Origin of the sequence: Baekduia alba (genome assembly GCF_028416635.1) — a bacterium.
GTDB lineage: Bacteria > Actinomycetota > Thermoleophilia > Solirubrobacterales > Solirubrobacteraceae > Baekduia > Baekduia alba.
This window is the reverse complement of record NZ_CP114013.1, coordinates 2,382,800-2,407,921: the sequence shown is the minus strand read 5'-3', so window position 1 is coordinate 2,407,921 and position 25,122 is coordinate 2,382,800. Positions and strand designations below refer to the sequence as shown.

The following is a 25,122-nucleotide window of genomic DNA, read 5'->3' as shown; positions in this document are numbered from 1 at the left end:
ACACCGTCATCCAGGCGCCAATGATCGCCGAAAGCGGTGCGTCAGCGGATGAGCTCGGTCAGCGCCGCGCCGGAGAGCTCACCCTTCGGGATGAAGCCGCGCGCCCCGGAGCGGTGCACGAGCGGGCCGAAGTCGGAGCTGTCGCGGCTCGACGTGAGCACGACCGCCGGTGCGCCGAGCACGCTCGTGATGCGCGCGGCGACGTCGAAGCCGTCGAGGTCCGGGAGGTTGACGTCCAGCAGCACGAGGTCGGGATGCAACTCGCCGGCGGCGGCGATCGCGGTGAGGCCGTCGGGCGCCTCGCCGATCACGTCGAAGCCCTCGCTCTCCAGCAGGAGGCGGGCGGTCGACCGGAAGGTCGGATGGTCGTCGACGATGAGGACCTTCGTGCTCACAGGTTCTACCAATCATCGGCCCTTCGCGGGGCCGCGTATCTACGGGTGGCTACACCCCGGCCGCGGCGGCGATGTCGCGGTAGGCCTGGCCGGGATCCGGCGCGCCGAACAGGGCGCTTCCGGCGACGAGCAAGGTCGCTCCGGCGTCGGCCGCGAGACCCGCGGTCGACGTGTCGATCCCGCCGTCGACCTCCAGCTCGGCGCCGTCGGGAAGCAGCGCGCGCAACCGCTCGATCTTGCTCGGCGACGCGGCGATGAACCGCTGTCCGCCCCAGCCCGGGTTGACGGTCATGCAGAGCGCGAGGTCGACTTCGAGCTCGCGGTAGACGTCCAGCGGCGTCGACGGGCAGACCGCGACGCCGGCCGTGCAGCCGTGCTCGCGGATCTGCTGGACGGCGTAGTTGACGTGCGGCGTCGCCTCGGCGTGCACGGTGATGTTGCTCGCGCCGGCGTTTGCGAAGTCCGCGACGATGCGTTCAGGACGCTCGACCATCAGGTGGACGTCGTACTCGACGCCGGGCAGACCCAGCTCGACGAGCGCGCTGAGCACCTGCGGCCCCATCGAGAGCGGCGGCACGAAGTGCCCGTCCATGATGTCGACGTGGATGACGCGGGCGCCGGCATCGACGACCTCGGAGACCTGCGATCCGAGGCGGGCGAAGTCGGCCGCGAGGATGCTCGGGGCGATGCGGCGAGGCTTGGGCATGACGGGACGGCGGGGAACCTACACGAGGTGGTCGATGGGGACGCGAGCACGGCCGCGTGAGCCCACTTCGCCCACCTAGATCTCGATCAGCATCGAGCCGCCACAGTGGTTGCAGATCGTGGTCGCCGTGGAGGACATGCGCACGATGGTGCCGTGCTCGCCGCAGTCCGGGCAGACCGACCGCAGCTCGAAGCGGTGCAGGCAGTAGACGCACCGGTAGCGCCCGGCGAGCGTCGTCGGACGCAGCCAGGGCTCACCGCAGCCGGGGCACTTCAGACCGAGCTCCTTGGTCGCCATCTGATGTCGCAATATAGAAGCCGTCGGTGCCGTCGCGGTGCGGCAGCGTACGTACGGCGTCTCCGGCGACGACCTCCTCGCGCGGCGAGAGCGTGCAGGTGGAGTAGACCAGGCGACCGCCGGGAGCCAGCATGCCGAGGGCCGCGGCGACGATCGCCTCCTGCTCGACCCGCAGCGCCTCGATGGCCTGCGGGGTCGCGCGCCAGCGCAGGTCCGGATGCGTACGCAGCGTGCCCAGGCCGCTGCACGGCGGGTCGACGAGGATGCGGTCGAAGCGGCCGCCGAGGGCGTCGGCGGTCACCGCCTTGGCGTCGGCGACGTGCACCCGGACGCTGGTCGCGTGCAGCCGCTCGACCTGCGTCTGGAGCGCCTTGGCGCGCTGCGGATGGCGCTCGACGGCGACGACCTCGCCCTCGTCGCCCATGAGCGCGGCCAGGTGCGTGGTCTTGCCGCCCGGCGCGGCGCACAGGTCCAGGATCCGCTCGCCCGGCTGCGGGTCGACCGTCCGCGCGACCCGCTGCGAGGCGCGGGACATCGGCGTGATCGCGCCGGCGAGGTAGAGCGGATGGGTCAGGACGTCCATCGGGCCCTCGACGACGAGAGCGTCGTCCTCGCGGCGGCCCGGCAGGTCGACCTCGACGCCGGCCAGCGGGTTGATGCGCAGCGCCAGCTCGGCGGGCTCGTTGTCGGCGGCGAGCAGCGCGCGCGTCTCGTCGGCGCCGAGCCAGTCCCACCACATGAGCGTCAGCCACTCGGGGTGCGAGTGCGCGATCGCGGCGCCCTTGGGGTTGTCGTCGGACGGCAGGTCGACGCCCTGGCGCTGCACCTTGCGCAGGACGGCGTTGACGAGCTTGGCGCCCGGCGACGGCTTGGCCAGCTCGACCGACTCGGCGACCGCGGCGTGCGCGGGCACGTCGGTGTAGAGCAGCTGGTAGAGCCCGAGCAGCAGCGCCGCGCGCACCTGCGGGTCGAGCTTGCGGTCGACGTGCTGGGCGATGATCCAGTCCAGCGTGCCGCGGCGCTGCACGGTCCCGAAGACGAGGCGCTTGGCCAGCGCGCGGTCGCGCGGATCCAGGTCGCGCGCATCGCCGTGCAGGGCGCGATCGGCGTAGGCGCCCTGCTCTTCGACACGGCGCAGGACCGTCAGCGCTGTGCGTCGGGCAGGACTGGCAGGCACGACTGACACAGTAGGAGACCCGTCGGAACCAGACCGTCCGTGTCCGATCGCGAATACCGTGTCCCGCATGGCCGTCTCGGTCCCCACCGCACCGGCGTTCACGCTGCGTGGCGTCGTCAAGGAGTACGGCGGCCGGCGCGTCCTGGACGGGCTGGACCTCGAGGTCGGCGCCCGCGCGCGGGTCGGGCTGATCGGCGCCAACGGCGCGGGCAAGTCCACCATCCTGCGCCTGCTCGCCGGGGCCGAGGCGCCCGACGCCGGCGTCCTGGCGATCCGCAAGGGCGCGACCGTCGCGTTCCTGCCCCAGCTCGTGCAGGGCGACGACCGCACGGCGCTGGACACGGTGCGCGCCGCCGTCCCGGGCGCCGCGGCGCTGCACGCCGAGCTGGGCGACGTCGAGCGCGCGCTGACCGACCCGGCGCTGGCCGCCGACCTGCCGCGCATGACGCGGCTGCTCGAGCGCCAGATGCGGCTCGTCGAGCAGCTCGGCGAGCAGACCGTCGACGGCGACGCGATCCGGCTCCTGCGCGACCTCGGGCTCGACGACACGATGCTCGCGCGCCCCACCCGCGCCATGTCGGGCGGCGAGCGCAAGCTGGTGGCCTTGGCCGCCTGCCTGGTCCGCAAGCCGGACCTGCTGCTGCTCGACGAGCCCGAGGCGCACCTGGACATGGCGCGCCGCTCGTTGTTGGAGGACCTGGTCGCGCGCGCCGAGGGCGCGGTCGTCGTCGTGTCCCACGACCGCTACCTGCTCGACGAGGTCGTCACCCAGATCGCCGAGCTCGACCGCGGCCGCGTCCGGATGTGGCAGGGCGGCCACAGCGCCTACACCGTCGCGCGCGAGATCGAGCTGGTCCGCCAGCAGCAGGTCTACACGACCCAGCAGAAGGAGATCGCGCGCATGGAGGCGGCGATGGCGCAGTTCAAGGCCTGGGCGCGCCAGACGCTGGACGAGCGCTTCGCGACGCGGGCGCGCAACATGCAGCGGCGGATCGACCGCGTCGACCAGGTCGACCGGCCGGTGTTCGAGCGGCGCAAGATGGCGCTGGAGCTGCGCGCGGGCGCGCGCGGCGGCGAGCGCGTCGTCGAGCTGCGCGACGGCGAATTCGACCCCGTCCTGACCGGCGTCGACCTGACGATCATGCGCGGCGAGCGCGTCGGGATCCTCGGGCCCAACGGCGCAGGCAAATCGGTGCTGCTGCGGTTGTTGGAGGGGTCGCTCGCGCTGAGCGACGGCGAGCGCTGGGCCGGGCCCTCGATCGTCTTCGACCACCTCACGCAGGCCGTCGACGAGCTGCCCGGCGAGCTGAGCGCGATCGAGGTCGTCCGCGCGACCGGGCCGATGACCGAGGACACCGCGGTGCGCAAGTTGATGGGGTTCCTCTTCGACTACGAGCAGGTCCGCCGGCCGGTGTCGGCGATGAGCGGCGGAGAGCGCACGCGCCTGCGGTGCCTGACGATGATGCTCGGCGGCGCGAACTGCCTGCTGCTCGACGAGCCGACCAACCACCTGGACATCGACGCGGCCGAGACCCTGGAGAAGGCGCTCGAGCGCTTCGACGGGACCGTGGTCGCGGTGTCGCACGACCGCTACTTCCTGGACCGCATCGCGGATCGGATCGTGGAGGTCGCCGACCTCGAGGTGAAGGCCTACGAGGGCGGCTTCAGCGACTGGCAGCGGGCGACGCGCGCGGCGGCCTAGACCGCGGGCGCGTGGCCGCGCAGGTACTCGGAGTAGGCCATCGAGCGCCCGCCGGCGGGCTGCACGGTGACGAGCTCGAGGCTGCCGTCGAGGGCGATCGACGCCTCCTGGACGCCGAGGAAGTCGCCGCTGGGCAGCGCGATCCGGGCGCCGATGTGCGGGTGCAGCGCGCGGACGACCCGGACGTTCTCCTCCGGCGGGCGCGTGAGGTCCAGCGTGCGGTCCTCCGCGGTGAGCTTGTCGGCGTAGGTGATGCCGAGATCGGGCTGGGGCTCCGGCGTCGGGAGCTCTTCGAGGACCTGGCGCAGCAGGTCCACCGAGATGTCCTGCAGGCGCGCCGCGAGCGTCGCGTAGTCGTCGGTCGGCAGGATCGGCTCCGGCCGCTGCGCGTAGACCGGGCCGGCGTCCAGCTCGGCGACCAGGCGCATGATCGAGACGCCGGTCTGCGCGTCGCCGGCCATCATCGCGCGCTCGACCGGCGCCGCCCCGCGCCAGCGCGGCAGCAGCGACGGGTGCACGTTGAGGATGTCGTAGTCGCTGAGCAGCGGCTCCTTGACCAGCGCGCCGAACGCGCACAGGATCACGCCCGTCGGCTGGACCGCGGCGATGCGCGCCCGCGCCGCCTCGTCGTTGACCGACGCGGGCTGGTCGACGTCGATGCCGAGCTCGCGCGCGGCGACCGCGACCGGTGGCGGCCCGACCTTGCGCCCCCGCCCCTGCTTGGCGTCGGGCCGCGTGACTACGAGCGCGGGCCGGTTCGGGCCGTCGGCGAGCGCCCGCAGCACGGACGCCGCGAAGTCGCTGGTCCCGAGGTAGACGATGGCGGAGCCTCGCCGTGCGGGCTCGTTCCGCGGCGGCAGCTCGCCCAGGGGCTCGCTCCCGCTGCCGTCGGCAGCGTCGGCCGCCATGGCGCTAGGCCGCGTCGTCCTCTTCGGCCTCGAGGGCGGCGCGCAGCGCGCGCATGCCCTCCTTGCGCTGGTCGCGCGAGGTGCGGTCGAGGATCAGGACGCCGTCGAGGTGGTCGATCTCGTGCTGGATCACGCGCGCCTCGAGCCCGGAGGCCTCGACGAGGATCTTCTCGCCCTGCTCGTCCTGGGCGCTGACGCGGACGTACGTCGGGCGCTCGACGTCGACGTGGACGGCGGGCAGGCTCAGGCAGCCCTCCTCAGCCCACTCCTTGTCCTTGGACGTCCACTCGATCTCGGGGTTGACGAGCGCGTTGACCGGGCTGTCGGGCTCGACGCGGTAGACGAGCACGCGGTGCAGGATCCCGACCTGCGTCGCCGCGAGCCCGATCCCGTAGGCGTCGTGCATCAGGACGCCCATGCGCGCGATCTCGTCGCGCAGCTCGTCGTCGAAGCGATCGACGACGCGCGCCTTGGAGCGCAGCACGGGATCGCCGAACTTGCGCACGTGCTTGAGCGCGGCGCGACGGCGGGCCGCGGTCTCCGGATCGATGGTGGTGACGGGCTCCGGAGCCTCGTCGAGCTCTTCGTGGTGCTGTGCCACGGGCCAGATGCTAGTCAACCGCGCGCAGAGCGCTCACTGCGGGTCGACGTCGACCGAGAACGCCACGTTCTTGTGGGCCTTGGCCGCGCTGACCTCGCGGACGGCGGCGTCGACCTGGTCGATCGCGCTGCGCCGCTCGCCGGCCTTGACGACGACCTGCGAGCGCTCCTTGCCGCGCAGCCTGAACAGCGGCGCCGGGCCGAGCGAGGACGGCAACCGCGCCTGGACCGCGGTCGCGGCGAGGTGCGCGGCGTTGGGCTGCTCGGACGCGCAGACGACCCGGATCAGCGTCGAGAACGGCGGGTAGCGCAACAGCTCGCGGCGCTCGAGCTCCTCGGCCAGGAAACCGTCGCTGTCGTGGCGGGCGGCGAAGGCGATCGCGGAGGCGTGCGGGTCGATCGTCTGGACGATCACGCGGCCGGCGCCGCCGCGTCCCGCCCGGCCGGCGAGCTGGGTGACGAGCGCGAACGTCCGCTCCTCGGCGCGGAAGTCCGGGAAGCGCAGGGTGCTGTCGGCGTCCAGGACGACGCCGAGGTCGACGTCGGGGAAGTCGTGGCCCTTGGCGACGACCTGCGTCCCGACGAGGATCGCGCGGTCGGCGCGCTCGAACGCGCTCAGCACCGCGCCGGCGTCCTTGACGTCGGCGTCCAGGCGCAGCACGGGCTTGCCCAGCCCGGCGAGGTCGTGCTCGAGGCGCTCGGTCCCGGAGCCGTGGCGGGCGATCGACACGCTGCCGCAGTCCGGGCACGTGCGCGGGATCTGCTCGCGGTGGCCGCAGTGGTGGCAGGCGACGGCGTTCTGGTCGCGGTGCAGGATCAGCGCGACGTCGCACTGCGGGCACTCCCACACGCGCCCGCAGGTCCGGCAGGTCAGGAAGTTCGACCAGCCGCGGCGGTTGAGCAGCACGATGGCCTTGCGGGCGTCGACGAGCGCCTCGTGGGTCCGGGGCGCGACGGCGCCGGCCGCGGTCTTGAGGTCGACGATCTCGACCGGCGGCAGCGGCGCGCCGTCGACGCGGCTGGGCAGGCGGATCCGGCGCAGAGCGTGGACGGACTCCGGGCGCGGCGTCGCGCTGCCGCAGACCAACACCGCACCGTGCTGGGCGGCGCGCTGCTCGGCGACCAGGCGCGCGTCGTAGCGCGGGTCGCCCTCGTTCTTGTAGGACCCGTCGTGCTCCTCGTCGACCACGACGAGCCCGAGGTGCGCGATCGGCGCGAAGACCGCGCTGCGCGGCCCGACGCACACCTGCGCCTCCCCAGACCTCAGCCGGCGCCACTCGTCGTAGCGCTCCCCGGCGCCGAGCTTGGAGTGCAGGACCGCGACCGTGTCGCCGAAGCGCGTCACGAAGCGGTCGATCATCTGCGGCGTCAGGCCGATCTCGGGCACGAGGATCAGGACGCCGCGGCCGCGCGCGAGCGTGTCGGCGGCGGCGCGGAGGTAGACCTCGGTCTTGCCCGAGCCGGTGACGCCGTGCAGCAGCAGGCGGTCGCCGTCGGGCGCCTGGAGGATCGCCGCGACCGCCGCCTCCTGGTCGGCGTTGAGCCGGGGCGGCGGCTTGCGCGCGCCGACCGCGTGGTGCTGGGGCGCGCGGCGCCGGCCGCGCGGGCCGATGGCGACGAAGCCGCGGGTCTCCAGGCGCCGCAGCGACGACAGGTCGTTGCCCGCGAAGCGCGGCAGGTGCTGGAGCAGGCCCTGCTGCTTGGGCGTCAGGCGCAGCTCGCGCCCGCCGGGGGCCGCGTCCATCGCCGCCAGCGCGACGTCCCCGTCCGCGGTCCGCTCGGCCCACAGTTGCACCTTCTCGCGCGCGCCGCGCGGCGGGAGCATGAGGCTGAGCGCGCGCGCCGGCGTGGACGCGTACTCGCGGCCGAGCCAGAGCCCGAGGTCGACGAGGTCGGGCGGGAGCGCGTCGGGGAGCACCTTGTAGGGCGCGACGAGCCGGTGCTCGGAGTCGTCGGCGAGGCCGGTGACGACCGCGGTCAGCCGCTGCCGGCCGAAGGGGACCTCGAGCAGCGAGCCCACGTCCACGCCGTCGTTCGGCCGCACGTAGTCGAACGGCCCACGCAGCGCGCGGGCCGTCGTCAACGGCTCGACCTGGACAACGGGGTGTGACACGGACCGTCCGAGGATAGGCTGAGCAGACCATGGACCTGCATCCGGGCGAGGAGATCGTCTTCGAGGGCCACCCGTCGTGGCGTGGCGTGCTCAGCTTCTACGTGAAGGGCCTGGGGATCGCGCTCGCCGTGGGCCTCATCCTGTTCTTCGCGATCTCCACCGGCGCCGGCGTCGGGGCGTTCGCCGCGATCATGGTCGTCGTGATCCTGGCGGGGTTGGTCAAGCGCATGGCCACGCGCTACGTGATCAGCACCGAGCGGCTGAACATCCGGACGGGGATCCTGTCCAAGCACGTCCAGCAGACCAGCATCGACCGCGTCCAGAACGTCAACACCGAGCAGACGTTCCTGGACCGGCTGCTGCGCGTCGGCGCCGTCGACTTCGACACCGCCGGGACCGACGACTCGGAGTTCACCTTCCGCGGCGTGTCGAACCCGGCGGCCATCGTGGCCGCCGTCGACCGCGCCCAGCGAATGCACCGCCGCGAGGTCCAGGCCGAGCAGCCGGGCGGGACCATCGGCGGCACGGGGCTGTAGTTGTAGGGCCTGCTGGGCGTCGCCGCCGGACCGGTCTGGCGTCTCCAGCAAACAGGGGTTGCGGGACAGCGCGTGATGTTCTACCGTCTCGGATCCGTCATGAGCTTCCTGTTCGGCATGAGCAAGCACATCAACAACGGCGCCACCCCGGCGACCGGTGCTTGGTCGAGCTCGCCGACATGGACGACGACGGCGCCGACGCAGCCGCGTCGCGCTAAGCGCAACCAGCCCCTCGACGGCTGACGGGAGTCGCATATGGCTCCCGCGTCCATCGCGGGAGCCTCCCAGGCCCGGGCCATGCGCCGGGGCGGGTGGGACCGCGACACCGTCATCATCGCCATCCAGGAATGGGTGGCCACCTACGGCGAGCCGCCGCGCGCGGCTGACTGGAACCCGTCCTCGGCCAAGTGGTCCGGGCAGCAGTGGCGTGTGGAGCGGTACCGCGCCGGGCGGGGCGACGGCTCGGCGTGGCCGGCGCTCAACTCCGCCAAGCGGCCCTTCGGCGGCTCGCTGAACGCCGCGATCCGCGCGGCGGGCTTCGCGCCGGCACGGCCGGGGCCGACGCGACGGACGTCCGTCGATCCCGCGCAGGCCGACCGCGCCATGATCAGCCCGGAGGGCCGCGCGATGCTCGAGGCCGCCCTCGCCCAGGCGCGTGAGGCCGAGAAGCGCGTCGCGGTGCTCGAGGCACGACTCGCCCGCAAGTCCAAGAACGACAAGAAGGAATCGAAGAGCAAGCACAAGGTCAAGTCCCGGGTGGTCCGTGAACGCGTCGTCGACGACGCGGCGGTGGCGCGCGCCGAGCGGCGGGCGGCCGCCGCCGAGGTCCGCGCGACGACCGCGGCGGCACAGGCCAAGGAGGCCGTGGGCGGCGCCCGGATGGACGCCGCCGAGGCGCGCGCGTCGGCCAAGCGGCTGGCGGCGAAGCTGGAGCGCGCCGAGGCGACCATCGGCACGCTGCGCGACGAGCGCCGCGAGCTGAAGGCCGACGTCCGGGCGACCGCCGAACGCGTCCGCGTGACCGAGCGCGAGCTCGACGCCGAGCGCGCCGAGGCCCGCGCCGCGCGGGCGGAAGCCGACGCGACGCACGCGCTGCGGGCGTTGGCGGCGGTTCCGGCGACGCCGGCGGCCGCGGCGGTCCGTGCCGCCGAGGCGGAGGCGGCCGCGTCACGCCATGCCGCCCGGACCGCGGAGGCCCGCGCGTCGGCCGCCGAGCGCGAGTTGCGCGAGACGGTCGCGGCGATCAACGGCGAGGCGCGCCGCCTGACCGCCGAAGAGCTCGCGCGGCTGCGGGCCGACGGGCCGAGCGGCCCGGCGGTGCTGGCGACGGCGCTGAAGTCCTTGGCCCGGGCCCGAGCCCGCGACGGCTCGCCGACCGAGCTGCAGTCGGCGCTCATCGCCGTGGCGTCGGCCGCCATCACGTGGCGGGAGCGGATCTGACGATCCGCTCCCGTCGCGACCAGCGCCGACGGAGACCGCCCGACGGCGGCACGCCAGGAACGACCACGCACCGGTGCGGAGGCGGTGGCAGCACCAGCCGCGACGACCGCGGCCGGCCCGGCGAGCACCGCCGACGGCGAGCAGGGCGCCGTCACCCGAGAACGACGAAGGGCGGCCCAGCCGGCCGCCCTCCCTCGAGCTCCTATGCCTTGGTCGCTCCGCGGCTACGCCGTCGGCGTCGCCGGCGCGCTGAGGCCGGCGGCGTCCGCCAGCTCGGCGGCCTTGTCGGTGCGCTCCCACGTGAAGTCGTGGTCGTCGCGGCCGAAGTGGCCGTAGGCGGCGGTCTTCTGGTAGATCGGCCGGTGCAGGTCCAGGGTGTGGCGGAAGGCGCCCGGGCGCAGGTCGAAGAACTGGTCGACGAGCTCGGCGATCTTGCCGCGGCCGATCTTCTCGGTGCCGAAGGTCTCGACCAGCACGGAGACCGGGTGCGCGACGCCGATCGCGTAGGCGACCTGCACCTCGGCGCGGTCGGCCAGGCCGGCGGCCACGACGTTCTTGGCGACCCAGCGGGCCGCGTACGCCGCGGAGCGGTCGACCTTCGACGGGTCCTTGCCCGAGAAGGCGCCGCCGCCGTGGCGGGCGAAGCCGCCGTAGGTGTCGACGATGATCTTGCGGCCGGTCAGGCCCGCGTCACCCACGGGACCGCCGATGACGAAGCGACCGGTCGGGTTGACCAGGAACGACTTGCGCAGCTTGCCGGCGTCGTAGAGGTCCTTGGGCAGGACCGGCTCGACGACGTGCTCCCAGAGGTCGTCCGGGATCAACGACTCGGCGCCCTCCTTGTGCTGCGTGGAGATCAGGAGCTTCTCGATCTCCACCGGGCGGCCGTCGCGGTAGCGGACCGACACCTGGGTCTTGCCGTCGGGACGGAGGTACGGGACGACCTCGGCCTTGCGGACGTCCGCGAGGCGCTTGGCCAGCTTGTGGGCCAGCGAGATCGGCAGCGGCATCAGCTCGGGCGTCTCGTTGGACGCGTAGCCGAACATCATGCCCTGGTCGCCGGCGCCGGCGACGTCAAGCGCGTCGTCGTCGGACGGATCGGTCCGGGACTCGTAGGCCTGGTCGACGCCCTGGGCGATGTCGGGCGACTGCTTGTCGATCGCGTTGAGGACCGCGGCGCTGTCGGCGCTGAAGCCCAGGTCGGCGTCCACGTAGCCGATCTTGCGGATCGTCTCGCGCGCGATCTCCTGGATGTCGACGTAGGTGTTGGTCGAGATCTCGCCCGAGACCACGACGAGGCCGGTGTTGACCAGCGTCTCGCAGGCCACACGGCCGTTCGGGTCGTCCTTGAGGACCGCGTCCAGGACACCGTCCGAGATCTGGTCGGCGACCTTGTCCGGGTGACCCTCGGTCACGGACTCTGAAGTGAAGAGGTACTCGTTGTCGGCGTAGCTGCTCATGAAGTGAGAAGGAGGGAGATCTCCGCGGTCGATTCGCTGTCGTTGCCGGAGGTCGCCGCGCCGATGGCGCGAACCCTCTGGAGGTCGGCCTTGGCAGCCCGGTAGGCGCTCGAGTCGCTCAGGCCGGTGGCCTCCCCCAGCGTCAACAGCCTGCTGAAGTCCAGGAAGAGTAGCGAGGACACCGATTCAGGGTGATTCCCGACTGCCTTTTGCCAATTCTCGGTGTCCGACAGGTGCTGTCCGTCGGCCTTCACGGCGTCGATCCCGGACGGGTCGGTCGACACCGCCACCTTGCCGTCCCAGACGGCCGTCGCGAAGCTCTTGCGCACCGCGGCGGGCAGCCCGGCGAGCGCCTGGCGCGCCGCGTCCTGGTTCTTGGCCTCGGCCAGGATCGTCAGCACCGGCGCCGGCGTCTTGGACGTCAGGATGATCGCCGCCTCGCCCGGGAAGACCTTCAACAGCGGCTTGCTGAGCTGCCCGACCAGCGGCTTGAGCGTCGCCGACGACGTCCCTGCGGCGGCCAGCAGGCGCTGCAGGGCGGGCGCCAGGTTGCTCACGCCCAGATAGGCCATCGCGGTCGCCGGCACGTCGTCGGCCAGCGTCGGCTTGAACGTCTTGAACCCCGACCCGGCGTTCGCGCGGGACTTCAGCTTCGGATCCAGCTGCGACCGCACGTCGAGCTTGACCTCGTCGTCATGCGCGCTGACGCCGAACGCCGCGCCCTTCAGCGCCGCCTGGTCGAACAGGACGCCCGCGGCGCCCAGCACCCCGCCCTGCGGCGCGAGCAGGCGCCGGATGCCGTCCGCGCTCAGCCAGCCGTCGGCCACGCGGTCCTCCGGCAGCTTCGCGAACTCCGCCTTGGGCCCGGACGCGTCGGCCAGCGACGTGCCGCCCTTGCCGTGCGCGAGCTTGTCGGCGAGCAGCAGCGACTCGGGCTGGCCGATCGCCAGGAACTTCCCGACGTAGCTCGACGTCAGCGAGCCGCAGGCCTGCTGCTTGGGGTTCGGGTGGTCCTTGCCGGTGTCGACGAGGACGAGCGAGTTCGCCCGCGAGCCGCTGCCGGTGTCGAAGATCGCCAGCGCGGCCTCGTCGGCGGTCTTCAGCGCCTTGGCGGCGACGTCGCAGCCCGGCGCCTGCAGCCGCGTGACGATGCCGTCGCGCAGCGCCGGCCAGCTCGGGAACGCGTCGGCGACCTTGGCGGCCTCCGTCGTCGCGCCGCGCCCGCGGTCGGTCGAGAGGTGGACGTAGACCAGGGCGTTGGCCGGGACGAGCTGCGCCGCGCTCGACGCCGGCGCCGAGGAGCCACCACCGTCTCCTCCACCCGCGAGCGCCACGACCGCCACGACGGCGAGGACGAGGACCGCGACCGCGCCGGCGAGCGCGAAGCGCCGCCCCCGCGCGGTCAGCGCGACGCGCGGCGACCTGCCGCCGCCGTCGCCCTTCCTCGTCTCCGCACCGCGCTCCTCGTCCCGTTCCCGCTCCGGGGCATCAGCGGTCATCGCGCTGCCCGGATCGCCGCCCAGCGGCGTGTCGTGTCTCGCGGGCTACTCATCGCGGCGATTCGCGCGCTCCTTGAAGTCGATGATCAACGGGATGCCGTCCATCCCGAAGCGCTGCCGGAGACGATTCTCGACGAAGTAGGCGTAGTCGCGCGTCACTCGATTGCGCGAGTTGACCTGGATCGCGAAGCGCGGCGGGCGCGTCTCGAACTGCGTCATGTACAGCAGGCGCAGGCGCGAGCCCTGCTTGGCGGGCGGCTGGCGCTCCTGCACGACCTCGCCGAGGAAGCGATTGAGCTGGGGCGTCGGGATGCGCGTCCGGACGCGGTCGCCGAGGATGATCGCCTCCTTGAGCAGGCGCTCCACGTTGCGCCCGGAGACGGCGGACACCGTGAGCACCTTGGGCCGCAGCCGCAGCTTGTTGTTCACCTTGGCCCGCTCGTGGTCCAGCGCGCCCTCCTCCATCGGCGCGATGTCCCACTTGTTGAGCACCAGCGCGGTCGCGCACCCGGCCTTCATCGCCAGCTCGGCGATCCGCAGGTCCTGCGCGGTCACGCCGTCGTGCGCGTCGCAGATCACCAGCACCACGTCGGCGCGCTCCACCGCCCGCTGCGAACGCAAGGTGGTGTAGTACTCGACCGACTCCGTGACCTTGGACTGGCGGCGCATGCCCGCGGTGTCGACGACGATCACGCGCCGCCCGTCGACCTCCATCGGCAGGTCGATCGCGTCGCGCGTCGTGCCCGCGACGTCGCTGACGATCACGCGGTCGGACTTGACGAACTTGTTGACCAGCGACGACTTGCCGACGTTCGGCCGGCCGATCAGCGCGAGGCGGATCGTCTCGTCGTCCTCGGGCTCGAAGTCGCCCTCGGGCAGCACCGAGACGACGCGGTCCAGGAGGTCGCCGGTGCCCAGGCCCTGCGTCGCGGAGACCGCGACCGGATCGCCCAGGCCCAAGCTGTAGAACTCGGTCGCCGACGGCACGTCCTTGACCGAGTCGATCTTGTTGGCGACCACGACGACCGGCTTGCTCCAGCGGCGCAGCAGGTCGGCGAGCTCCTCGTCGCCGGGCCGCGTGCCCGCCTGCCCGTCGACGACCAGCAGCGCGATGTCGGCGTCGTTCATCGCGGCCTGCGCCTGCTCGCGGATCGACCCGGCCATCGGGTCCTCGTCGAACATGTCCATGCCGCCGGTGTCGATCAGCGTGAAGGCCCGGCCGTTCCACTCGCACGCGACCTCGTTGCGGTCGCGCGTGATCCCAGGCGCCTCGTGGACGACCGCGACGCGCGACTCGCTCAGCCGGTTGACCAGCGAGGACTTGCCGACGTTGGGGTAGCCGAGGACGGCGACCTTCGGGCCCGGACCGCTCATCGAACGTGCCTCCGCCATGACGAACCAGCAACGACTGCAGCGTTCGACCTCATGCCCGCACCGCCTCGACGCGGGCGACGATCTCGGCGACGACGTCGTCGATCGACATGCCGGTGGTGTCCAGCTCGACGGCGCCGGGCGCCGGCTCGAGCGTCGTGCGCCCGTGGCCGGAGTCGCGCTCGTCGCGCGAGAGCAGGTCGGCGGCGACCGACTCGTGGTCGTCGATGCCCAGCTCCGCGGCCCGGCGGCGGGCGCGCTCGGCCGGGTGGGCGGTCAGGTACACCTTGACCTCGGCGCCGGGCGCGACGACCGTGGCGATGTCGCGGCCCTCGGCCACGTAGTCGCCGTCGGCGATCAGCGCGCGCTGGCGGCCGACGAGCGCCTCGCGCACCGCGGCGTCGTTGGCGACGACCGAGGCGCGCTCGCTGATCTCGGGCGTCCGGATCGCCGTCGTGACGTCCTCGCCGTCGAGCAGGACGCGGTCGCCGTCGAAGGCGATGTCGAGCGATCCGGCGTCCTCGCGACCGCGCGCAGCGGCCAGCGCGACGCTCCGGTACATCGCTCCGGTGTCGAGGTAGGTGAAGCCGAGGGCGCGCGCGGCAGCGCGCGCCACGGTCGACTTGCCGGCTCCGGCAGGTCCATCAATGGCCACAAGCACGCGCGGGAGGGTAGGCGTCCGAGCGCCGGTGTGGCATCCTGCGCAACTTCTTGCGGCTGATCGGGCCTCTTCGGGAGAGAGACTTCGCGCTGTTCGTCGGCGGCACGCTGGTGTCGTTGCTGGGGGACGGGATCTACCTCGTCGCCCTCCCGTTCGCCGTGCTCGGGCTCGGCGGCGGGGCCGGCGCGCTGGCCGTCGTGGGCCTCGGCTGGTCGCTCGGGATCGTCGGCTTCCTGGTCGCGGGCGGGCTGCTGGCCGACCGCTACGACAAGCGCCGCCAGCTGCTCGTCGCCGACGCCGTGCGGCTCGTCGCGGTCGGCACGGCGGGCGGGCTGTCGCTCGCCGGCACGCTGGAGATCTGGCACCTCGTGGCGCTGAGCTTCGTCTTCGGCGCCGGCGAGGGCCTGTCGGGCCCGGCGATGAGCGCGATCGTCCCGGAGCTCGTCCCGGCCGAGGTGCTGGTCCAGGCCAACGCGCTGCAGCAGTCGCTGAGGCCGATCGCGCTGCGGTTCGTCGGCCCGGCGCTGGGCGGCGCGACCGTCGCGCTGATCGGCGTCGGCGGCGCGCTGCTCGTCGACGCCGGGACCTTCGCCGTCTCGATGGCCTGCCTGCTGGCGATGCGCGCCCGGATCCCGGTCCACGAGGGCGAGCACGAGCCGCTGCGCCGCCAGGTGCGCGAGGCGGCCGTGTTCGTGCGCGGCCAGGTGTGGCTGTGGGCGACGCTCGTCATGGCCGCGCTGGCGCTGCTGGTCTTCTACGGGCCGACCGAGGTCCTGCTCCCGATCCGCATCGACCACGACCTCGGCGGCACCGCGGGCCAGTTCGGCCTGGTGCTGGCAGCTGAGGGCATCGCGTCGGTCATCGGGACCGCGGCGATCGGCGTGCTCGGGATGCCACGCCGCGAGGTCACGGTCCTGTACTGGGTCTGGGGCATCGCCGGCTTCGCGCTGTGCGGCTACGCGCTGGCCGTCGCCGTCTGGCAGCTCGTGCTCTGCAGCTTCTGCTTCGGGCTCTTCAGCGGCCTCGGCAACCCGATCTGGGCGACGATGATGCAGGTGCGCGTGCCGGTTGGGCTGCGCGGCCGCGTGGCGTCGCTGGACTGGCTGGTATCTACCGCGCTGACGCCGCTGTCGTTCGCGCTGACCGGCCCGGCCGCCGCGGCCTTCGGCGCGTCGGCGGTCCTGCTCGTCGCCGGCGTGCTGGCCGGCGGCGTGACGCTCGTGACGCTGTACGCCGTGCCCGGCCTGCGGGCGCAGGACGGCGGGGTCGCGCGCGCCGAGGCCGCCGCGCGAGCCGCGGCGGTGGGTCAGCCGCCGAGCAGCGACGCCAGGTCGTTCGCGAAGGTCGGGTAGGAGACGTCGGCCGCCTCCATCCCGACGACCTCGACGCCCTCGTCGGAGGCCAGGCCGGCGATCGCGCCGAGCATCGCCAGGCGGTGGTCGCCGTGCGAGGCGATCGTCCCGCCCTTCAGCCCGCCGGTGCCGCGCACGACGAAGCCGTCGTCGGTGGCCTCCAGGTCGCCGCCCAGGCCGTTGAGGCCGTCCACGACGGTCGCGATCCGGTCGGACTCCTTCAGCCGCAGCTCGCCCGCGCCCCGGACCACCGTCTCGCCCTCGGCGAAGCAGCCGAGCAGCGCCACCAGCGGCAGCTCGTCGATCGCCAGCGGGACCTCCTCGGCCTCGACCTCGGTGCCGGTCAGCGGGCCGTGCGCGACCTCGAGGTCGGCGACGGGCTCGGTCCCGACGACGCCGTCGCCGAGCTCCTCCTCCAGCTCGCCGACGACGATCCCGCCCATGCGCTGGACGATCCGATGAAAGCCCGTGCGCGTCCAGTTCGTGCCGCTGCCCAGGATCGAGATCCGCGATCCGGAGACCAGGACGCCGGCGGCGATCAGGAAGGCGGCGGACGACGGGTCGCCCGGGACGACGAGGTCGTCGAGCACCAGCTCGTCGACGTTGGTCACCGTCACATGGCGGCCGTTGCGGTGGACCGTGACGCCGGAGGCCGCGAGCATCCGCTCGGTGTGGTCGCGCGAGGGCGCAGGCTCCATGACCGTCGTCGCGCCGTCGGCGACGAGGCCGGCGAGCAGGACGCAGGACTTGACCTGCGCGCTCGCCACGGGCATGTCGTAGGCGATCGACCGCAGGTGCGCGCCATGCACGGTGAACGGCGGCAGGCGGTCGTCGGTCGCGTCGATCGTCGCGCCCATCCGGCGCAGCGGGTCGGCGATCCGGTCGACCGGGCGGCGCCGGATCGAGGCGTCGCCGTCCAAGGTGTAGGACCTGCCCTCCTGCCCCGCGAGCCAGCCGGGCAGCAGGCGCATCAGCGTGCCCGCGTTGCCGACGTCGATCGGCGCGTCGAGCTCGGTGGTGTTGCGCAGGCCGGTGCCGCGGATCGTGACCAGGCCGTCGTCGTCGACGGTGACCAGCGCGCCGAGCTGGCGCACCGCGTCGAGGGTCGAGATCGTGTCCTCGGCGTGCAGGTAGTTGCGCACCCGGACCGGCTCGGCCGCCATCGCGCCGAAGATCGCGGCACGGTGCGATATCGACTTGTCGGCCGGCGGCGTGACCGTGCCGCGCAGCTTGCGGGCGGGCGCGAAGCGCACGGTCCTCGTCACGGCGCGAGCACCTCCTCGACCAGCGCGCGGGCGCGGTCGGCGTGGTCTTCGGCGACCCACAGCGCGACCTCGCCGCTGCGGAAGTCGGGCTGGGGAGAGAGGCTCATGTCGTGGATGTTGATCCCTGCGCGGGAGAGGGTGAGGGCGAGATCGGCGATCACGCCGGGGCGGTTGGGCACGACGAGGCGGATCTCGTGCAGCGAGCCGCCGGTCATGCCGATGTCCAGGAGCGCGCGGCGCTGGTCGCCGATCGCGGCCTGCCAGGCCGCGACCTGCCCGCGCGCGTCGTCGGTGTCGGCCGCCAGCAGCGCGCGCGCCGCCTGCAGCTCGGCGATCGTCGCGTCCAGCCCGTCGAGGACGGCCTCGCGGTTGGCGTCGTAGATCCCGGCCCACAGCGGCGGGTTGGCGCCGGCGACGCGGGTGGCGTCGCGGAACGACGGGCCGACGACCGGGATCGCCTCCTCCCCCAGCGCCCGGGTGGCCTGCGCGACGAGCGCGTTGGCGACCACGTGCGGGACGTGCGAGAAGGCGGCCATCAGGCGGTCGTGGTCGCCGTGGCCGATGACGGTCGGGACCGCGCCGAGCCCGACGACGAAGCGATGCAGCCGCTCGAGCAGGATGCCTTCGCTGTCGGCGCGCGGCGTCAGGTACCAGGTGGCGCCGGCGAAGAGGTTGGCGCGCGCGTGCTCGACGCCGGCGACCTCGGCGCCGGCCAGCGGATGGCCGCCGATGTACGGATCGCCGGGCGACGCCTCGACGAGCGCGTGCTTAGTCGAGCCGACGTCGGTGACCACCGCGCCGGCGACGTGCGCGCACGCTTCGGCGATCCGCTCGCGCAGCGCGTGCACCGGCGCGGCGACGACCGCGACGTCGGCGTCGCCGAGGGCCGCGACCTGGTCGACCGCCCGGTCGACCGCGCCGAGCTCGACGGCGCGCTCGCGCACCGCCGGGTCGGGGTCGAAGCCGACGACGTGGGCGCCGAGGCGCTCACGCGCGGCGAGGCCGACGGAGCCGCCGATGAGGCCGAGCCCGAGGACCGCGACCCGGAACGACGGCGGCTCGGCGCCGGCGTCGCTCACGCAGCCGCGCCCTGGGCGGCGGCGGCGCCGAAGGGCAGCTTGCCGGCCAGCTCCGCGGCCTGCTCGACCTTGCGGGCGTAGGCGTTGAACTCGTCGACGCGCAGCTGCTGCGGGCCGTCGCAGATCGCCTCGTCGGGCTCCGGGTGCGTCTCGACGATGATGCCGTCGGCGCCCGCGGCGGCGGCGGCCAGCGACAGCGGCTCGACCAGCGAGCGGCGCCCCGCGGCGTGCGACGGGTCGACGACGATCGGGAGGTGCGTCATCTCCTTGAGCACCGGGATCGCGGTCAGGTCCAAGGTGAAGCGGTACGCGGTCTCGAAGGTCCGGATGCCGCGCTCGCAGAGCATCACCGACTCGTTGCCCTCCTTGAGGACGTACTCGGAGGCCATGATCAGCTCCTCCAGCGTCGCCGACAGCCCGCGCTTGATCAGCACCGGCAGGCCGCTGCGGCCGATCTCGGAGAGCAGCGGGTAGTTCTGCATGTTGCGCGCGCCGATCTGGATGACGTCGGCGACCTCGGCGACGGCCTCGATGTCGCGCGCGTCCATCAGCTCGGTGACGATCGGCAGGCCGGTTCGCCGCTTGGCCTCCGCGAGCAGGCGCAGCCCCTCTTGACCGAGGCCCTGGAAGGCGTAGGGCGACGTGCGCGGCTTGTAGGCGCCGCCGCGGAACATCGTGGCGCCGGCGGCGAGCATCGCGTCGGCGGTGTCGAGCGTCTGGTCGCGCGTCTCGACCGTGCACGGGCCGGCGATCAGGCCGAAGTGGTCGCCGCCGATCAGCTTGCCGCCGATCGTCAGGACCGTGCGCTGGTCGCCCTTGATCTGCCGCGAAGCCAACTTGTAGGGCTTGAGGATCGGGACGACCTTCTCGACGCCCTCGTGGCCTTCGAGGCCGAGGCGCGCGACATGCTCGCGGTCGCCGATCGCGCCGATGATCGTCACCTCCTCGCCGCGGCTGGGGTGCGCGTGGGCACCAACGGACTCGATCCGCTCGATCACCGCCTGGACCTGCTCGTCCGTGGCGGTCGGCTTCATCACGATCATCATCTTGGTGTTCCTTCTGGGGCTTGGGGTGGAAGTCTAGGGAGGCGACTGCGGCGACAGCTGCGGCGTGGCGCAGCAGTGCGCGCACGGAGGGAGGCTCTATCGGCGCTCGACCCGGAGGGTCCGATGCGGACACGGCCAACACGGCCGGCCGAGCGCCTAGCTAAATCGCCAATACCAAGCGGTGTACGTGCCGCTGCCCGCAGCGAGATCCGCGACGGCCGTGTGGCCGGCGTGCGGAGCGCGCGTGGTGAAGGGCGAGCGGGACATGAAGCGCGATGTATTGAAGCAGACGATCGCGCGCCCGGCTAGCCCAGGAGCTCGCCGAGCCCTGCCAGGAAGCGCTGGTTCTGCTGCGGTGTGCCGTACGTCACACGCAGCGCGCCCACGCGGCCCAGGGCGGTCCCGGCGCGCACGAGGATCCCGCGCGCGCTCAACCCCGCGACGATCTCGGCCTCAAACTCCGCGGGCTCGCGACCCTCGGGCGTCGGCAGGTCGAACCAGGCGAAGTTCGCCTGGGAGGCGGCGGCCCGGATGCCGAGCTCGCCGAGGCCGTCCTCGATCTCGATGCGCGCGACGATCGAGCGCTCGACGCGCTGGGCGACCGCGTCGCCGTGCTTGAGCGACTCGACCGCGGCGGCCTGCGCGGCGGCGTTGCAGAAGAACGGCTGGCGGACCTGGTTGACCGCGGTGACGAACACGTCGGAGCCGCAGAGCGCGTAGCCCACGCGCAGCCCGCACAACCCGTACACCTTGGAGAACGTGCGCAGCAGGACCAGGTTGGGGTGCTTGGCCAGCAGGTCGATCGAGGCGTCCGGGTCGTCGAGCGTGTTGTACTCGCAGTAGGCCTCGTCGAGGATCACGCAGACGTGCTTGGGGACCTTCCGCAGGAACGCCGCGATGTCGTCCAGCGGGATCGCGGTCGACGTCGGGTTGTTGGGGTTGCACACGATCACCAGGCGCGTGGCGGCGGTGATCTCGGCGGCCATCGCGTCGAGGTCGTGCTCCTGGGCGTCGTTGAGCGGCACCTGGATGTCGGTCGCGCCCGTGGCGGCGGCGAGGTGCGGGTAGACGCTGAACGCCGGCCACGCGTAGACGAGCTCGGCGCCCGGCTCGAGCAGCGCCTCGCCGGCGGCGAGCAGGATGTCGCACGAGCCGTTGCCGATCGCGATCCGCGAGGCCGGGACGCCGTAGCGGTCCGACAGCGCGCCGCGCAGCTTGGCGTTCGTCGGGTCCGGATAGCGGTTGACCCCGGTCAGGATCGCCGCGACGGCGGCGATCACGGGCTCGAGCGGCGGCTCGGGCGACTCGTTGGACGCCAGCAGCGCGACGTCCTCGGGCAGCGCGTAGGCCTCGGCAGCGGGATAGACGGGGATGCGGCTGACGGCCGCGGAGAACTCGATCGCCATTGCGCCCCATGTTAAGGCCCGCCCCGCTCGCGCGGCGCGCCGGCGCCCGATCGCGGTCGCTACTGCGCGGACTCGAGGTCGAGGCGCAGCTTGCGGGCGTCGCCCAGGTACACGTGCTTGGCCTCGTGCTCGTCGGCCGCGTAGTAGTGCATCATCACGCGGATCACGCGCGGCAGCGAGCCCGGGACCGGGACCTCGCGGGCGCACATCAGCGGCACGTGGCCGAAGCCCAGCTGGCGCGCCGCGACGGCCGGGAACTCGGCGTCGAGGTCCTCGGTCAGCGTGAACAGGCAGCTGACGACGTCCTCCGGCACGAGGTCGTTGCGCTTCATGATCTCGCGCATCAGCCACTCAGTCGCGCCGAGGATGGCCTCGGACGTGTTCCGATCGACGGTGATGGCGCCGCGTAGAGCAAACAGCCGCATTCGGCGCGGGATCATGCCAAACCTGGACCGCGAGGCCGATTTGGAACACAATCGGCCCGTTTTGGTCGCTCGTTCGTCCAGGCGCTCTGCGCCCTGCGCCGTCCGCGGTCGATTGCCGAGGTGATGGCGCCCCCCGCCGCTCGTCGCGTGCTCGTGCTCGGCCTGCTCGCCGGCTGCCTCGCGCTGCTTCCGTTCCTGCGCGACGACCTCGGCGCGAGCCGCGCGTTCCTGCCGCTGTGCCTGTCGGCGGCCGTCGTCTGCGACCTCGTGACCGCCGCGCTCCTGGCCGCGCACTTCCTGAGCCGCGGCTCAGCCCAGCTGCTCGGGCTGGCGTGCGCCTACCTCGCCGCGGGGCTGCTGGCGGTCGTCCACCTGCTGATCGCGCCTGGCGCGCTGACCGACGCCGGCGTCCTGAGCGCCGGCGGCCAGGCGCCGGCGTGGCTGTGGGCGATCGCGCACGGCGCGCTGCCGATCGGGCTCGCCGCGGCGCTGTGGGGCGGCCCCGCGACGGTCCGGCGCCGGCTGGCCGGGCCGACCGCCCGGCGCGCCCGCGCGCTCACGCTCGCCTTCGCGACCGTGGCTTGCGCCGCCGCGCTGCTGACCTGGGTGATCGTGTCCCTGGGCTCGGACCTGCCGACGATCGTCGAGGACGGCAGGCTCTCGGACCTCGGCGTGCTCGCCGGCCCGCTGGTCGTCGGCCTGGACCTCCTCGCGCTCGTCGTCGTCGCGCGTCGCGGCCGGCGCAGCGCGGTCGAGCGCCGCCTGCTGATCGTCGTGGCCTGCCTGTTGGCGGCGACCGCGCTGACGCTGGCGACGCTCGAGCGCTCGACCGTCGGCTGGTACGCGTCGTCGCTGCTGGACCTCGTCGCGTCCGCTCTGCTGCTCGCGCTGCTGATCGGCGGCGTGAGCCGGCTCGGCGCGCTCGGCACGGTCGCCGACCACCGCGCCGGCGCCGCCGACGCGCTGACCGGCGTCAAGACGCGCGCGGCGACGCTCGTCGCCGCCGAGCAGCTGCACCGCTCCCGCGCGGACGGCGCGCCGCTGGGCGTCGCGCTCATCGACGTCGACGGCCTCAAGGCGATCGGCGACCGGCACGGGCCGCTGGCGGCCGACGCGGTCCTGATGTCGGTGGCCGGACGGCTGCGCGGGCTGGTGCGCGACGCCGACGTCCTCGGCCGTGCCGGCGACGAGGGCTTCCTGATCGTCCTGCCCGACACCGACGTCGACGGCGTCACGCTGGCGATCGACCGCGCGATCGCGGCGATCCGCGAGCAGCGAGTCGGCACCTGGGCCCACGACGTCCGGACGACGGCGTCGGCCGGGATCGCGATGGTCGGCCGCGGCGACGAGGCGATCGCCGAGGCGCTCGTCGCCGCCGACCTCGCGCTCAACCAGGCCAAGGCGCACGGGCGCGACCAGGTGGTCAGCCCGATGCGCGGTCAGGTGGTGCCGCTGCGTCGCGCAGGCGCTGGACCTCCGCGGGGGTGAGCCGCCGCACCTTGCCCTCGCGCAGGTCGCCGAGGCGCAGGGGCCCGAACGCGACGCGCTGGAGCCGGTGGACCGGATGGCCGACCTCGGTGCACATGCGCTTGATCTGCCGCTTGCGGCCCTCGCGCAGCGTGATCTCCAGGACGCCCGGCTTGAGCTGGCGCACCCCGGCCGGCGCGGTGCGCCCGTCATCGAGTTGTACGCCTTCGCGCAGGCGCCGGAGCGCCTGGTCGGGCACCGCGATCCCGCCGCGGCCGACGCTGGCGACGTAGACCTTCGGGACCTCGTAGCGCGGGTGCGTGAGGCGGTTGGCGAGGTCGCCGTCGTCGGTCAGCAGGATCAACCCGGTCGTGTCGGCGTCGAGGCGGCCGACGGGATAGAGCCGCGTGCCGGGCGCGTCGACCATGTCCACCACCGTGGGCCGGTCGTGCGTGTCCTTGGCCGTCGACACGACGCCGCGGGGCTTGTGGACGATCCAGACCGTCTTGTCGTCGCCGATCGCGACGGCGTTGCCGTCGACGCTGACGGGCACGGTGCCGTCGACGTCGCGGGCGGGGTCGGTGACGACGTCGCCGCCGATCCTGACGCGCCCGTCGGCGATGATCGCCTCCGCGGCGCGGCGGGAGGCGACGCCGGCGTGAGCGAGGTACTTCGCGAGGCGCATGTCGGGATGCGAGGCTACCGGCATGACGATGGACTTCGACGGCCTGGTCGCGTGGCTGCGCGGACGGCTGGGCCGGCAGGTCGTGGCGGCGACGCAGAGCGCGGGCGCGGCGGTCGGCAACACCGGGCTGAGCGTGTCCGGGCCGCTGCTGGTGCGCGACGACGGCGAGGTCGTCCTGATCGACCCGCCGCCGGGCCGCGTCGAGGCGTTCGCGGTCGGCAGCGCGACGCTCGTGCTGCTGGAAGGCGACTTCGTCGGCGCGGCGACGACCGACCTCGGGACCGGCGACTCCGTGCTCGTCCAGGCGGAGTTCGGCGGGCTGGTCGTGACGGTCGCGGAGGTGCCGCGCGCGCAGGGCTAGCCTGTAGCGGTCGAACGCCCATGGACCTCGAGCTCCTCGACAGCACCCTCGCCGACCTCGGCCAGCCCGCCTTCCGCGCCAAGCAGGTGTGGGAGTGGACCGCGCGCGGCGTCGCGGGCTACGACGCGATGACCAACGTGCCGGCCGACGTCCGGGCCGCGCTGACCGAGCGGGTGCCGTTCTCGACGCTGGACGTCACGAACGAGGCGCACTCCAAGGACGGCACGATCAAGGCGCTGTTCAACACGCGCAAGGACGGCCGGCCGGTCGAGGCCGTGCTGATGCGCTACCGCGACGGGCGGCGCTCGCTGTGCCTGTCGTCGCAGTCGGGCTGCCCGCTGACGTGCACGTTCTGCGCGACCGGCGCGATGAAGTTCGGCCGCAACCTGACCGCGAGCGAGATCCTCGACCAGGCGCTGCACTTCCGGCGCATCGAGGCGGTCGACCACGTCGTCTTCATGGGCATGGGCGAGCCGATGATGAACCTCGACAACGTGCTCGACGCCTGCCGCAGGCTGCCCGACGTCGGCATCTCGCACCGGCGCACCGCGATCTCGACGGTCGGCTGGGCGCCGGGCATCGAGCGCCTCGCCGAGAGCGACATGCCGATCCGGCTGGCGCTGTCGCTGCACGCGGCCGACGAGGCGCTGCGGTCCCAGATCATGCCGGTCAACGACCGCTACCCGCTCTCGCAGGTCCTCGCGGCGTGCGAGAAGTTCTATAAGAACAAGAAGCGCATGGTCTTCATCGAGTACGTGATGCTCAAGGGCGTCAATGACTCCTACGCCCAGGCCGTGCAGCTGGCCAAGGTGCTCGATCCCAAGAAGTACAAGATCAACCTGATCCCCTACAACCCGACCGGGACCTACGACGGCTCGGGGCGCGAGGCGATCGCGGCGTTCAAGGCCGCGCTCGAAGAGCACGGCATCGGCGCGACCGTGCGGCTGACGCGCGGGCAGGACATCGACGCCGCGTGCGGCCAGCTGGCCGCCAAGGCCCTGGCGCAGGCGTCCTGACGCCGACGGCGTCCTTCGCGGTGCCGGCCGCCAGCGCGGCATCCGCCGGCGTCGAGAGCTAGGCTCCCTGGGAGCGCGGCCGGGGCCGCGTCCCGTCCGCGGAAAGGGCCGAGCCCACCCTGTCATAGGACTTGCAACGGACCGCGACCTTCCCT

At 73.3% G+C, this 25,122-nt stretch carries 25 protein-coding genes; 8 read left to right on the top strand and 17 right to left on the bottom strand.

All coding sequences use genetic code 11. From position 1 onward, the window contains the following. Positions 1 to 41 precede the first annotated feature (41 nt). The 4 genes from DSM104299_RS12035 to rsmB form a co-directional block, all read right to left on the bottom strand. Positions 42 to 395, bottom strand: a complete 354-nt coding sequence (locus DSM104299_RS12035) for a response regulator (RefSeq protein ID WP_027007106.1) — start codon at positions 393 to 395, stop codon at positions 42 to 44. A gap of 49 nt (positions 396 to 444) precedes the next feature. Beyond that, positions 445 to 1,101 carry a ribulose-phosphate 3-epimerase gene (gene rpe, locus DSM104299_RS12030; RefSeq protein WP_272477553.1) on the bottom strand — a complete coding sequence of 219 codons (657 nt, stop codon included), beginning with the start codon at positions 1,099 to 1,101 and terminating at the stop codon, positions 445 to 447. Positions 1,102 to 1,176: 75 nt separating this feature from the next. Further along, positions 1,177 to 1,398, bottom strand: a complete 222-nt coding sequence (locus tag DSM104299_RS12025; RefSeq protein WP_272477552.1) for a YfgJ family double zinc ribbon protein — start codon at positions 1,396 to 1,398, stop codon at positions 1,177 to 1,179. Further along, a complete protein-coding gene (gene rsmB, locus DSM104299_RS12020; protein WP_272477551.1) occupies positions 1,355 to 2,575 on the bottom strand; it encodes a 16S rRNA (cytosine(967)-C(5))-methyltransferase RsmB in 1,221 nt (406 codons plus the stop codon). Before rsmB ends, DSM104299_RS12025 begins: the two co-directional genes overlap by 44 nt. A 67-nt stretch (positions 2,576 to 2,642) precedes the next feature. On the opposite strand from rsmB, the gene DSM104299_RS12015 reads away from it, so the two are divergent. Continuing rightward, entirely contained in the window at positions 2,643 to 4,277 is a 1,635-nt protein-coding gene (locus DSM104299_RS12015; RefSeq protein ID WP_272477550.1) for an ABC-F family ATP-binding cassette domain-containing protein, read from the top strand. On the opposite strand, the gene DSM104299_RS12010 is transcribed toward DSM104299_RS12015, so the two are convergent. From DSM104299_RS12010 to priA, 3 genes are read right to left on the bottom strand one after another with little or no spacing between them, the layout of a single operon-like run. Continuing rightward, positions 4,274 to 5,185, bottom strand: a complete 912-nt coding sequence (locus DSM104299_RS12010; protein ID WP_272477549.1) for a methionyl-tRNA formyltransferase — start codon at positions 5,183 to 5,185, stop codon at positions 4,274 to 4,276. The two genes, DSM104299_RS12015 and DSM104299_RS12010, sit on opposite strands and share 4 nt — an antisense overlap. A gap of 4 nt (positions 5,186 to 5,189) precedes the next feature. Next, positions 5,190 to 5,786 carry a peptide deformylase gene (def, locus tag DSM104299_RS12005; protein WP_272477548.1) on the bottom strand — a complete coding sequence of 199 codons (597 nt, stop codon included), beginning with the start codon at positions 5,784 to 5,786 and terminating at the stop codon, positions 5,190 to 5,192. A gap of 33 nt (positions 5,787 to 5,819) precedes the next feature. Then, entirely contained in the window at positions 5,820 to 7,898 is a 2,079-nt protein-coding gene (priA, locus tag DSM104299_RS12000; protein ID WP_272477547.1) for a replication restart helicase PriA, read from the bottom strand. A 29-nt stretch (positions 7,899 to 7,927) separates the two neighbouring features. Here priA and DSM104299_RS11995 point away from each other — a divergent pair, with 29 nt between their 5' ends. The 3 genes from DSM104299_RS11995 to DSM104299_RS11985 all read left to right on the top strand — a co-directional run bounded on the left by DSM104299_RS11995 (position 7,928) and on the right by DSM104299_RS11985 (position 9,874). Continuing rightward, positions 7,928 to 8,434 carry a PH domain-containing protein gene (locus DSM104299_RS11995; protein ID WP_272477546.1) on the top strand — a complete coding sequence of 169 codons (507 nt, stop codon included), beginning with the start codon at positions 7,928 to 7,930 and terminating at the stop codon, positions 8,432 to 8,434. Positions 8,435 to 8,533: 99 nt separating this feature from the next. Beyond that, positions 8,534 to 8,677, top strand: coding sequence for a hypothetical protein (locus DSM104299_RS11990; protein WP_272477545.1), 144 nt, complete (start codon positions 8,534 to 8,536; stop codon positions 8,675 to 8,677). 12 nt (positions 8,678 to 8,689) lie between these two features. Beyond that, complete coding sequence (locus DSM104299_RS11985; protein WP_272477544.1) at positions 8,690 to 9,874, top strand: hypothetical protein; 1,185 nt, start codon at positions 8,690 to 8,692, stop codon at positions 9,872 to 9,874. 224 nt (positions 9,875 to 10,098) lie between these two features. On the opposite strand, the gene metK is transcribed toward DSM104299_RS11985, so the two are convergent. Genes metK through cmk form a run of 4 tightly spaced genes read right to left on the bottom strand, consistent with a single transcriptional unit; the run spans position 10,099 to position 14,859 of the window. Beyond that, positions 10,099 to 11,334 (bottom strand): methionine adenosyltransferase, encoded by a 1,236-nt coding sequence (gene metK, locus DSM104299_RS11980; RefSeq protein WP_272477543.1) that lies wholly within the window; start codon positions 11,332 to 11,334, stop codon positions 10,099 to 10,101. Continuing rightward, positions 11,331 to 12,833: a hypothetical protein gene (locus tag DSM104299_RS11975; protein ID WP_272477542.1), complete on the bottom strand. Its 1,503-nt coding sequence runs from the start codon at positions 12,831 to 12,833 to the stop codon at positions 11,331 to 11,333. Before DSM104299_RS11975 ends, metK begins: the two co-directional genes overlap by 4 nt. Before the next feature lie 45 nt (positions 12,834 to 12,878). Further along, positions 12,879 to 14,207, bottom strand: a complete 1,329-nt coding sequence (der, locus tag DSM104299_RS11970; RefSeq protein WP_272477541.1) for a ribosome biogenesis GTPase Der — start codon at positions 14,205 to 14,207, stop codon at positions 12,879 to 12,881. Between the two features lie 49 nt (positions 14,208 to 14,256). Beyond that, the gene (cmk, locus tag DSM104299_RS11965) at positions 14,257 to 14,859 is read right to left on the bottom strand and encodes a (d)CMP kinase (protein ID WP_272478087.1); all 603 of its coding nucleotides are present in this window, start codon (positions 14,857 to 14,859) and stop codon (positions 14,257 to 14,259) included. Between the two features lie 56 nt (positions 14,860 to 14,915). Here cmk and DSM104299_RS11960 point away from each other — a divergent pair, with 56 nt between their 5' ends. Then, positions 14,916 to 16,217 (top strand): MFS transporter, encoded by a 1,302-nt coding sequence (locus DSM104299_RS11960; protein ID WP_272477540.1) that lies wholly within the window; start codon positions 14,916 to 14,918, stop codon positions 16,215 to 16,217. Here the strand turns inward: DSM104299_RS11960 and aroA are convergent. The 5 genes from aroA to aroH form a co-directional block, all read right to left on the bottom strand. Further along, positions 16,172 to 17,482: a 3-phosphoshikimate 1-carboxyvinyltransferase gene (gene aroA / locus DSM104299_RS11955; RefSeq protein WP_272477539.1), complete on the bottom strand. Its 1,311-nt coding sequence runs from the start codon at positions 17,480 to 17,482 to the stop codon at positions 16,172 to 16,174. The genes DSM104299_RS11960 and aroA overlap by 46 nt on opposite strands. After that, positions 17,479 to 18,561 carry a prephenate dehydrogenase/arogenate dehydrogenase family protein gene (locus tag DSM104299_RS11950; protein ID WP_272477538.1) on the bottom strand — a complete coding sequence of 361 codons (1,083 nt, stop codon included), beginning with the start codon at positions 18,559 to 18,561 and terminating at the stop codon, positions 17,479 to 17,481. The genes aroA and DSM104299_RS11950 overlap by 4 nt, the downstream gene beginning before the upstream one ends. Continuing rightward, positions 18,558 to 19,604, bottom strand: coding sequence for a 3-deoxy-7-phosphoheptulonate synthase (gene aroF, locus DSM104299_RS11945; protein WP_432419781.1), 1,047 nt, complete (start codon positions 19,602 to 19,604; stop codon positions 18,558 to 18,560). The genes DSM104299_RS11950 and aroF overlap by 4 nt, the downstream gene beginning before the upstream one ends. Positions 19,605 to 19,912: 308 nt before the next feature. Continuing rightward, positions 19,913 to 21,013: a pyridoxal phosphate-dependent aminotransferase gene (locus tag DSM104299_RS11940; protein WP_272477536.1), complete on the bottom strand. Its 1,101-nt coding sequence runs from the start codon at positions 21,011 to 21,013 to the stop codon at positions 19,913 to 19,915. A 59-nt stretch (positions 21,014 to 21,072) separates the two neighbouring features. Next, positions 21,073 to 21,453 carry a chorismate mutase gene (gene aroH / locus DSM104299_RS11935; protein ID WP_272477535.1) on the bottom strand — a complete coding sequence of 127 codons (381 nt, stop codon included), beginning with the start codon at positions 21,451 to 21,453 and terminating at the stop codon, positions 21,073 to 21,075. A gap of 108 nt (positions 21,454 to 21,561) precedes the next feature. On the opposite strand from aroH, the gene DSM104299_RS11930 reads away from it, so the two are divergent. Next, entirely contained in the window at positions 21,562 to 22,926 is a 1,365-nt protein-coding gene (locus tag DSM104299_RS11930) for a GGDEF domain-containing protein (RefSeq protein ID WP_272477534.1), read from the top strand. On the opposite strand, the gene DSM104299_RS11925 is transcribed toward DSM104299_RS11930, so the two are convergent. After that, entirely contained in the window at positions 22,862 to 23,590 is a 729-nt protein-coding gene (locus tag DSM104299_RS11925; RefSeq protein ID WP_272477533.1) for a pseudouridine synthase, read from the bottom strand. The genes DSM104299_RS11930 and DSM104299_RS11925 overlap by 65 nt on opposite strands. A 22-nt stretch (positions 23,591 to 23,612) precedes the next feature. Between DSM104299_RS11925 and DSM104299_RS11920 the strand changes: the two genes are divergently transcribed. Both DSM104299_RS11920 and rlmN read left to right on the top strand, forming a co-directional pair. Then, the gene (locus DSM104299_RS11920; protein ID WP_272477532.1) at positions 23,613 to 23,951 is read left to right on the top strand and encodes a hypothetical protein; all 339 of its coding nucleotides are present in this window, start codon (positions 23,613 to 23,615) and stop codon (positions 23,949 to 23,951) included. A 20-nt stretch (positions 23,952 to 23,971) separates the two neighbouring features. Continuing rightward, entirely contained in the window at positions 23,972 to 24,967 is a 996-nt protein-coding gene (rlmN, locus tag DSM104299_RS11915) for a dual-specificity RNA methyltransferase RlmN (RefSeq protein ID WP_272477531.1), read from the top strand. The last annotated feature ends 155 nt before the right edge of the window (positions 24,968 to 25,122 follow it).

Coding starts and splice junctions, on each gene's coding strand:
- rpe (WP_272477553.1), bottom strand. CDS start 1,101: ATGCCCAAGCCTCGCCGCATCGCCCCGAGCATCCTCGCGGCCGACTTC.
- DSM104299_RS12025 (WP_272477552.1), bottom strand. CDS start 1,398: ATGGCGACCAAGGAGCTCGGTCTGAAGTGCCCCGGCTGCGGTGAGCCC.
- DSM104299_RS12015 (WP_272477550.1), top strand. CDS start 2,643: ATGGCCGTCTCGGTCCCCACCGCACCGGCGTTCACGCTGCGTGGCGTC.
- DSM104299_RS12010 (WP_272477549.1), bottom strand. CDS start 5,185: ATGGCGGCCGACGCTGCCGACGGCAGCGGGAGCGAGCCCCTGGGCGAG.
- DSM104299_RS11995 (WP_272477546.1), top strand. CDS start 7,928: ATGGACCTGCATCCGGGCGAGGAGATCGTCTTCGAGGGCCACCCGTCG.
- DSM104299_RS11990 (WP_272477545.1), top strand. CDS start 8,534: ATGAGCTTCCTGTTCGGCATGAGCAAGCACATCAACAACGGCGCCACC.
- DSM104299_RS11985 (WP_272477544.1), top strand. CDS start 8,690: ATGGCTCCCGCGTCCATCGCGGGAGCCTCCCAGGCCCGGGCCATGCGC.
- metK (WP_272477543.1), bottom strand. CDS start 11,334: ATGAGCAGCTACGCCGACAACGAGTACCTCTTCACTTCAGAGTCCGTG.
- DSM104299_RS11975 (WP_272477542.1), bottom strand. CDS start 12,833: ATGACCGCTGATGCCCCGGAGCGGGAACGGGACGAGGAGCGCGGTGCG.
- der (WP_272477541.1), bottom strand. CDS start 14,207: ATGAGCGGTCCGGGCCCGAAGGTCGCCGTCCTCGGCTACCCCAACGTC.
- aroF (WP_432419781.1), bottom strand. CDS start 19,604: ATGATCGTGATGAAGCCGACCGCCACGGACGAGCAGGTCCAGGCGGTG.
- DSM104299_RS11940 (WP_272477536.1), bottom strand. CDS start 21,013: ATGGCGATCGAGTTCTCCGCGGCCGTCAGCCGCATCCCCGTCTATCCC.
- aroH (WP_272477535.1), bottom strand. CDS start 21,453: ATGATCCCGCGCCGAATGCGGCTGTTTGCTCTACGCGGCGCCATCACC.
- DSM104299_RS11930 (WP_272477534.1), top strand. CDS start 21,562: ATGGCGCCCCCCGCCGCTCGTCGCGTGCTCGTGCTCGGCCTGCTCGCC.
- DSM104299_RS11925 (WP_272477533.1), bottom strand. CDS start 23,590: ATGCGCCTCGCGAAGTACCTCGCTCACGCCGGCGTCGCCTCCCGCCGC.
- DSM104299_RS11920 (WP_272477532.1), top strand. CDS start 23,613: ATGACGATGGACTTCGACGGCCTGGTCGCGTGGCTGCGCGGACGGCTG.
- rlmN (WP_272477531.1), top strand. CDS start 23,972: ATGGACCTCGAGCTCCTCGACAGCACCCTCGCCGACCTCGGCCAGCCC.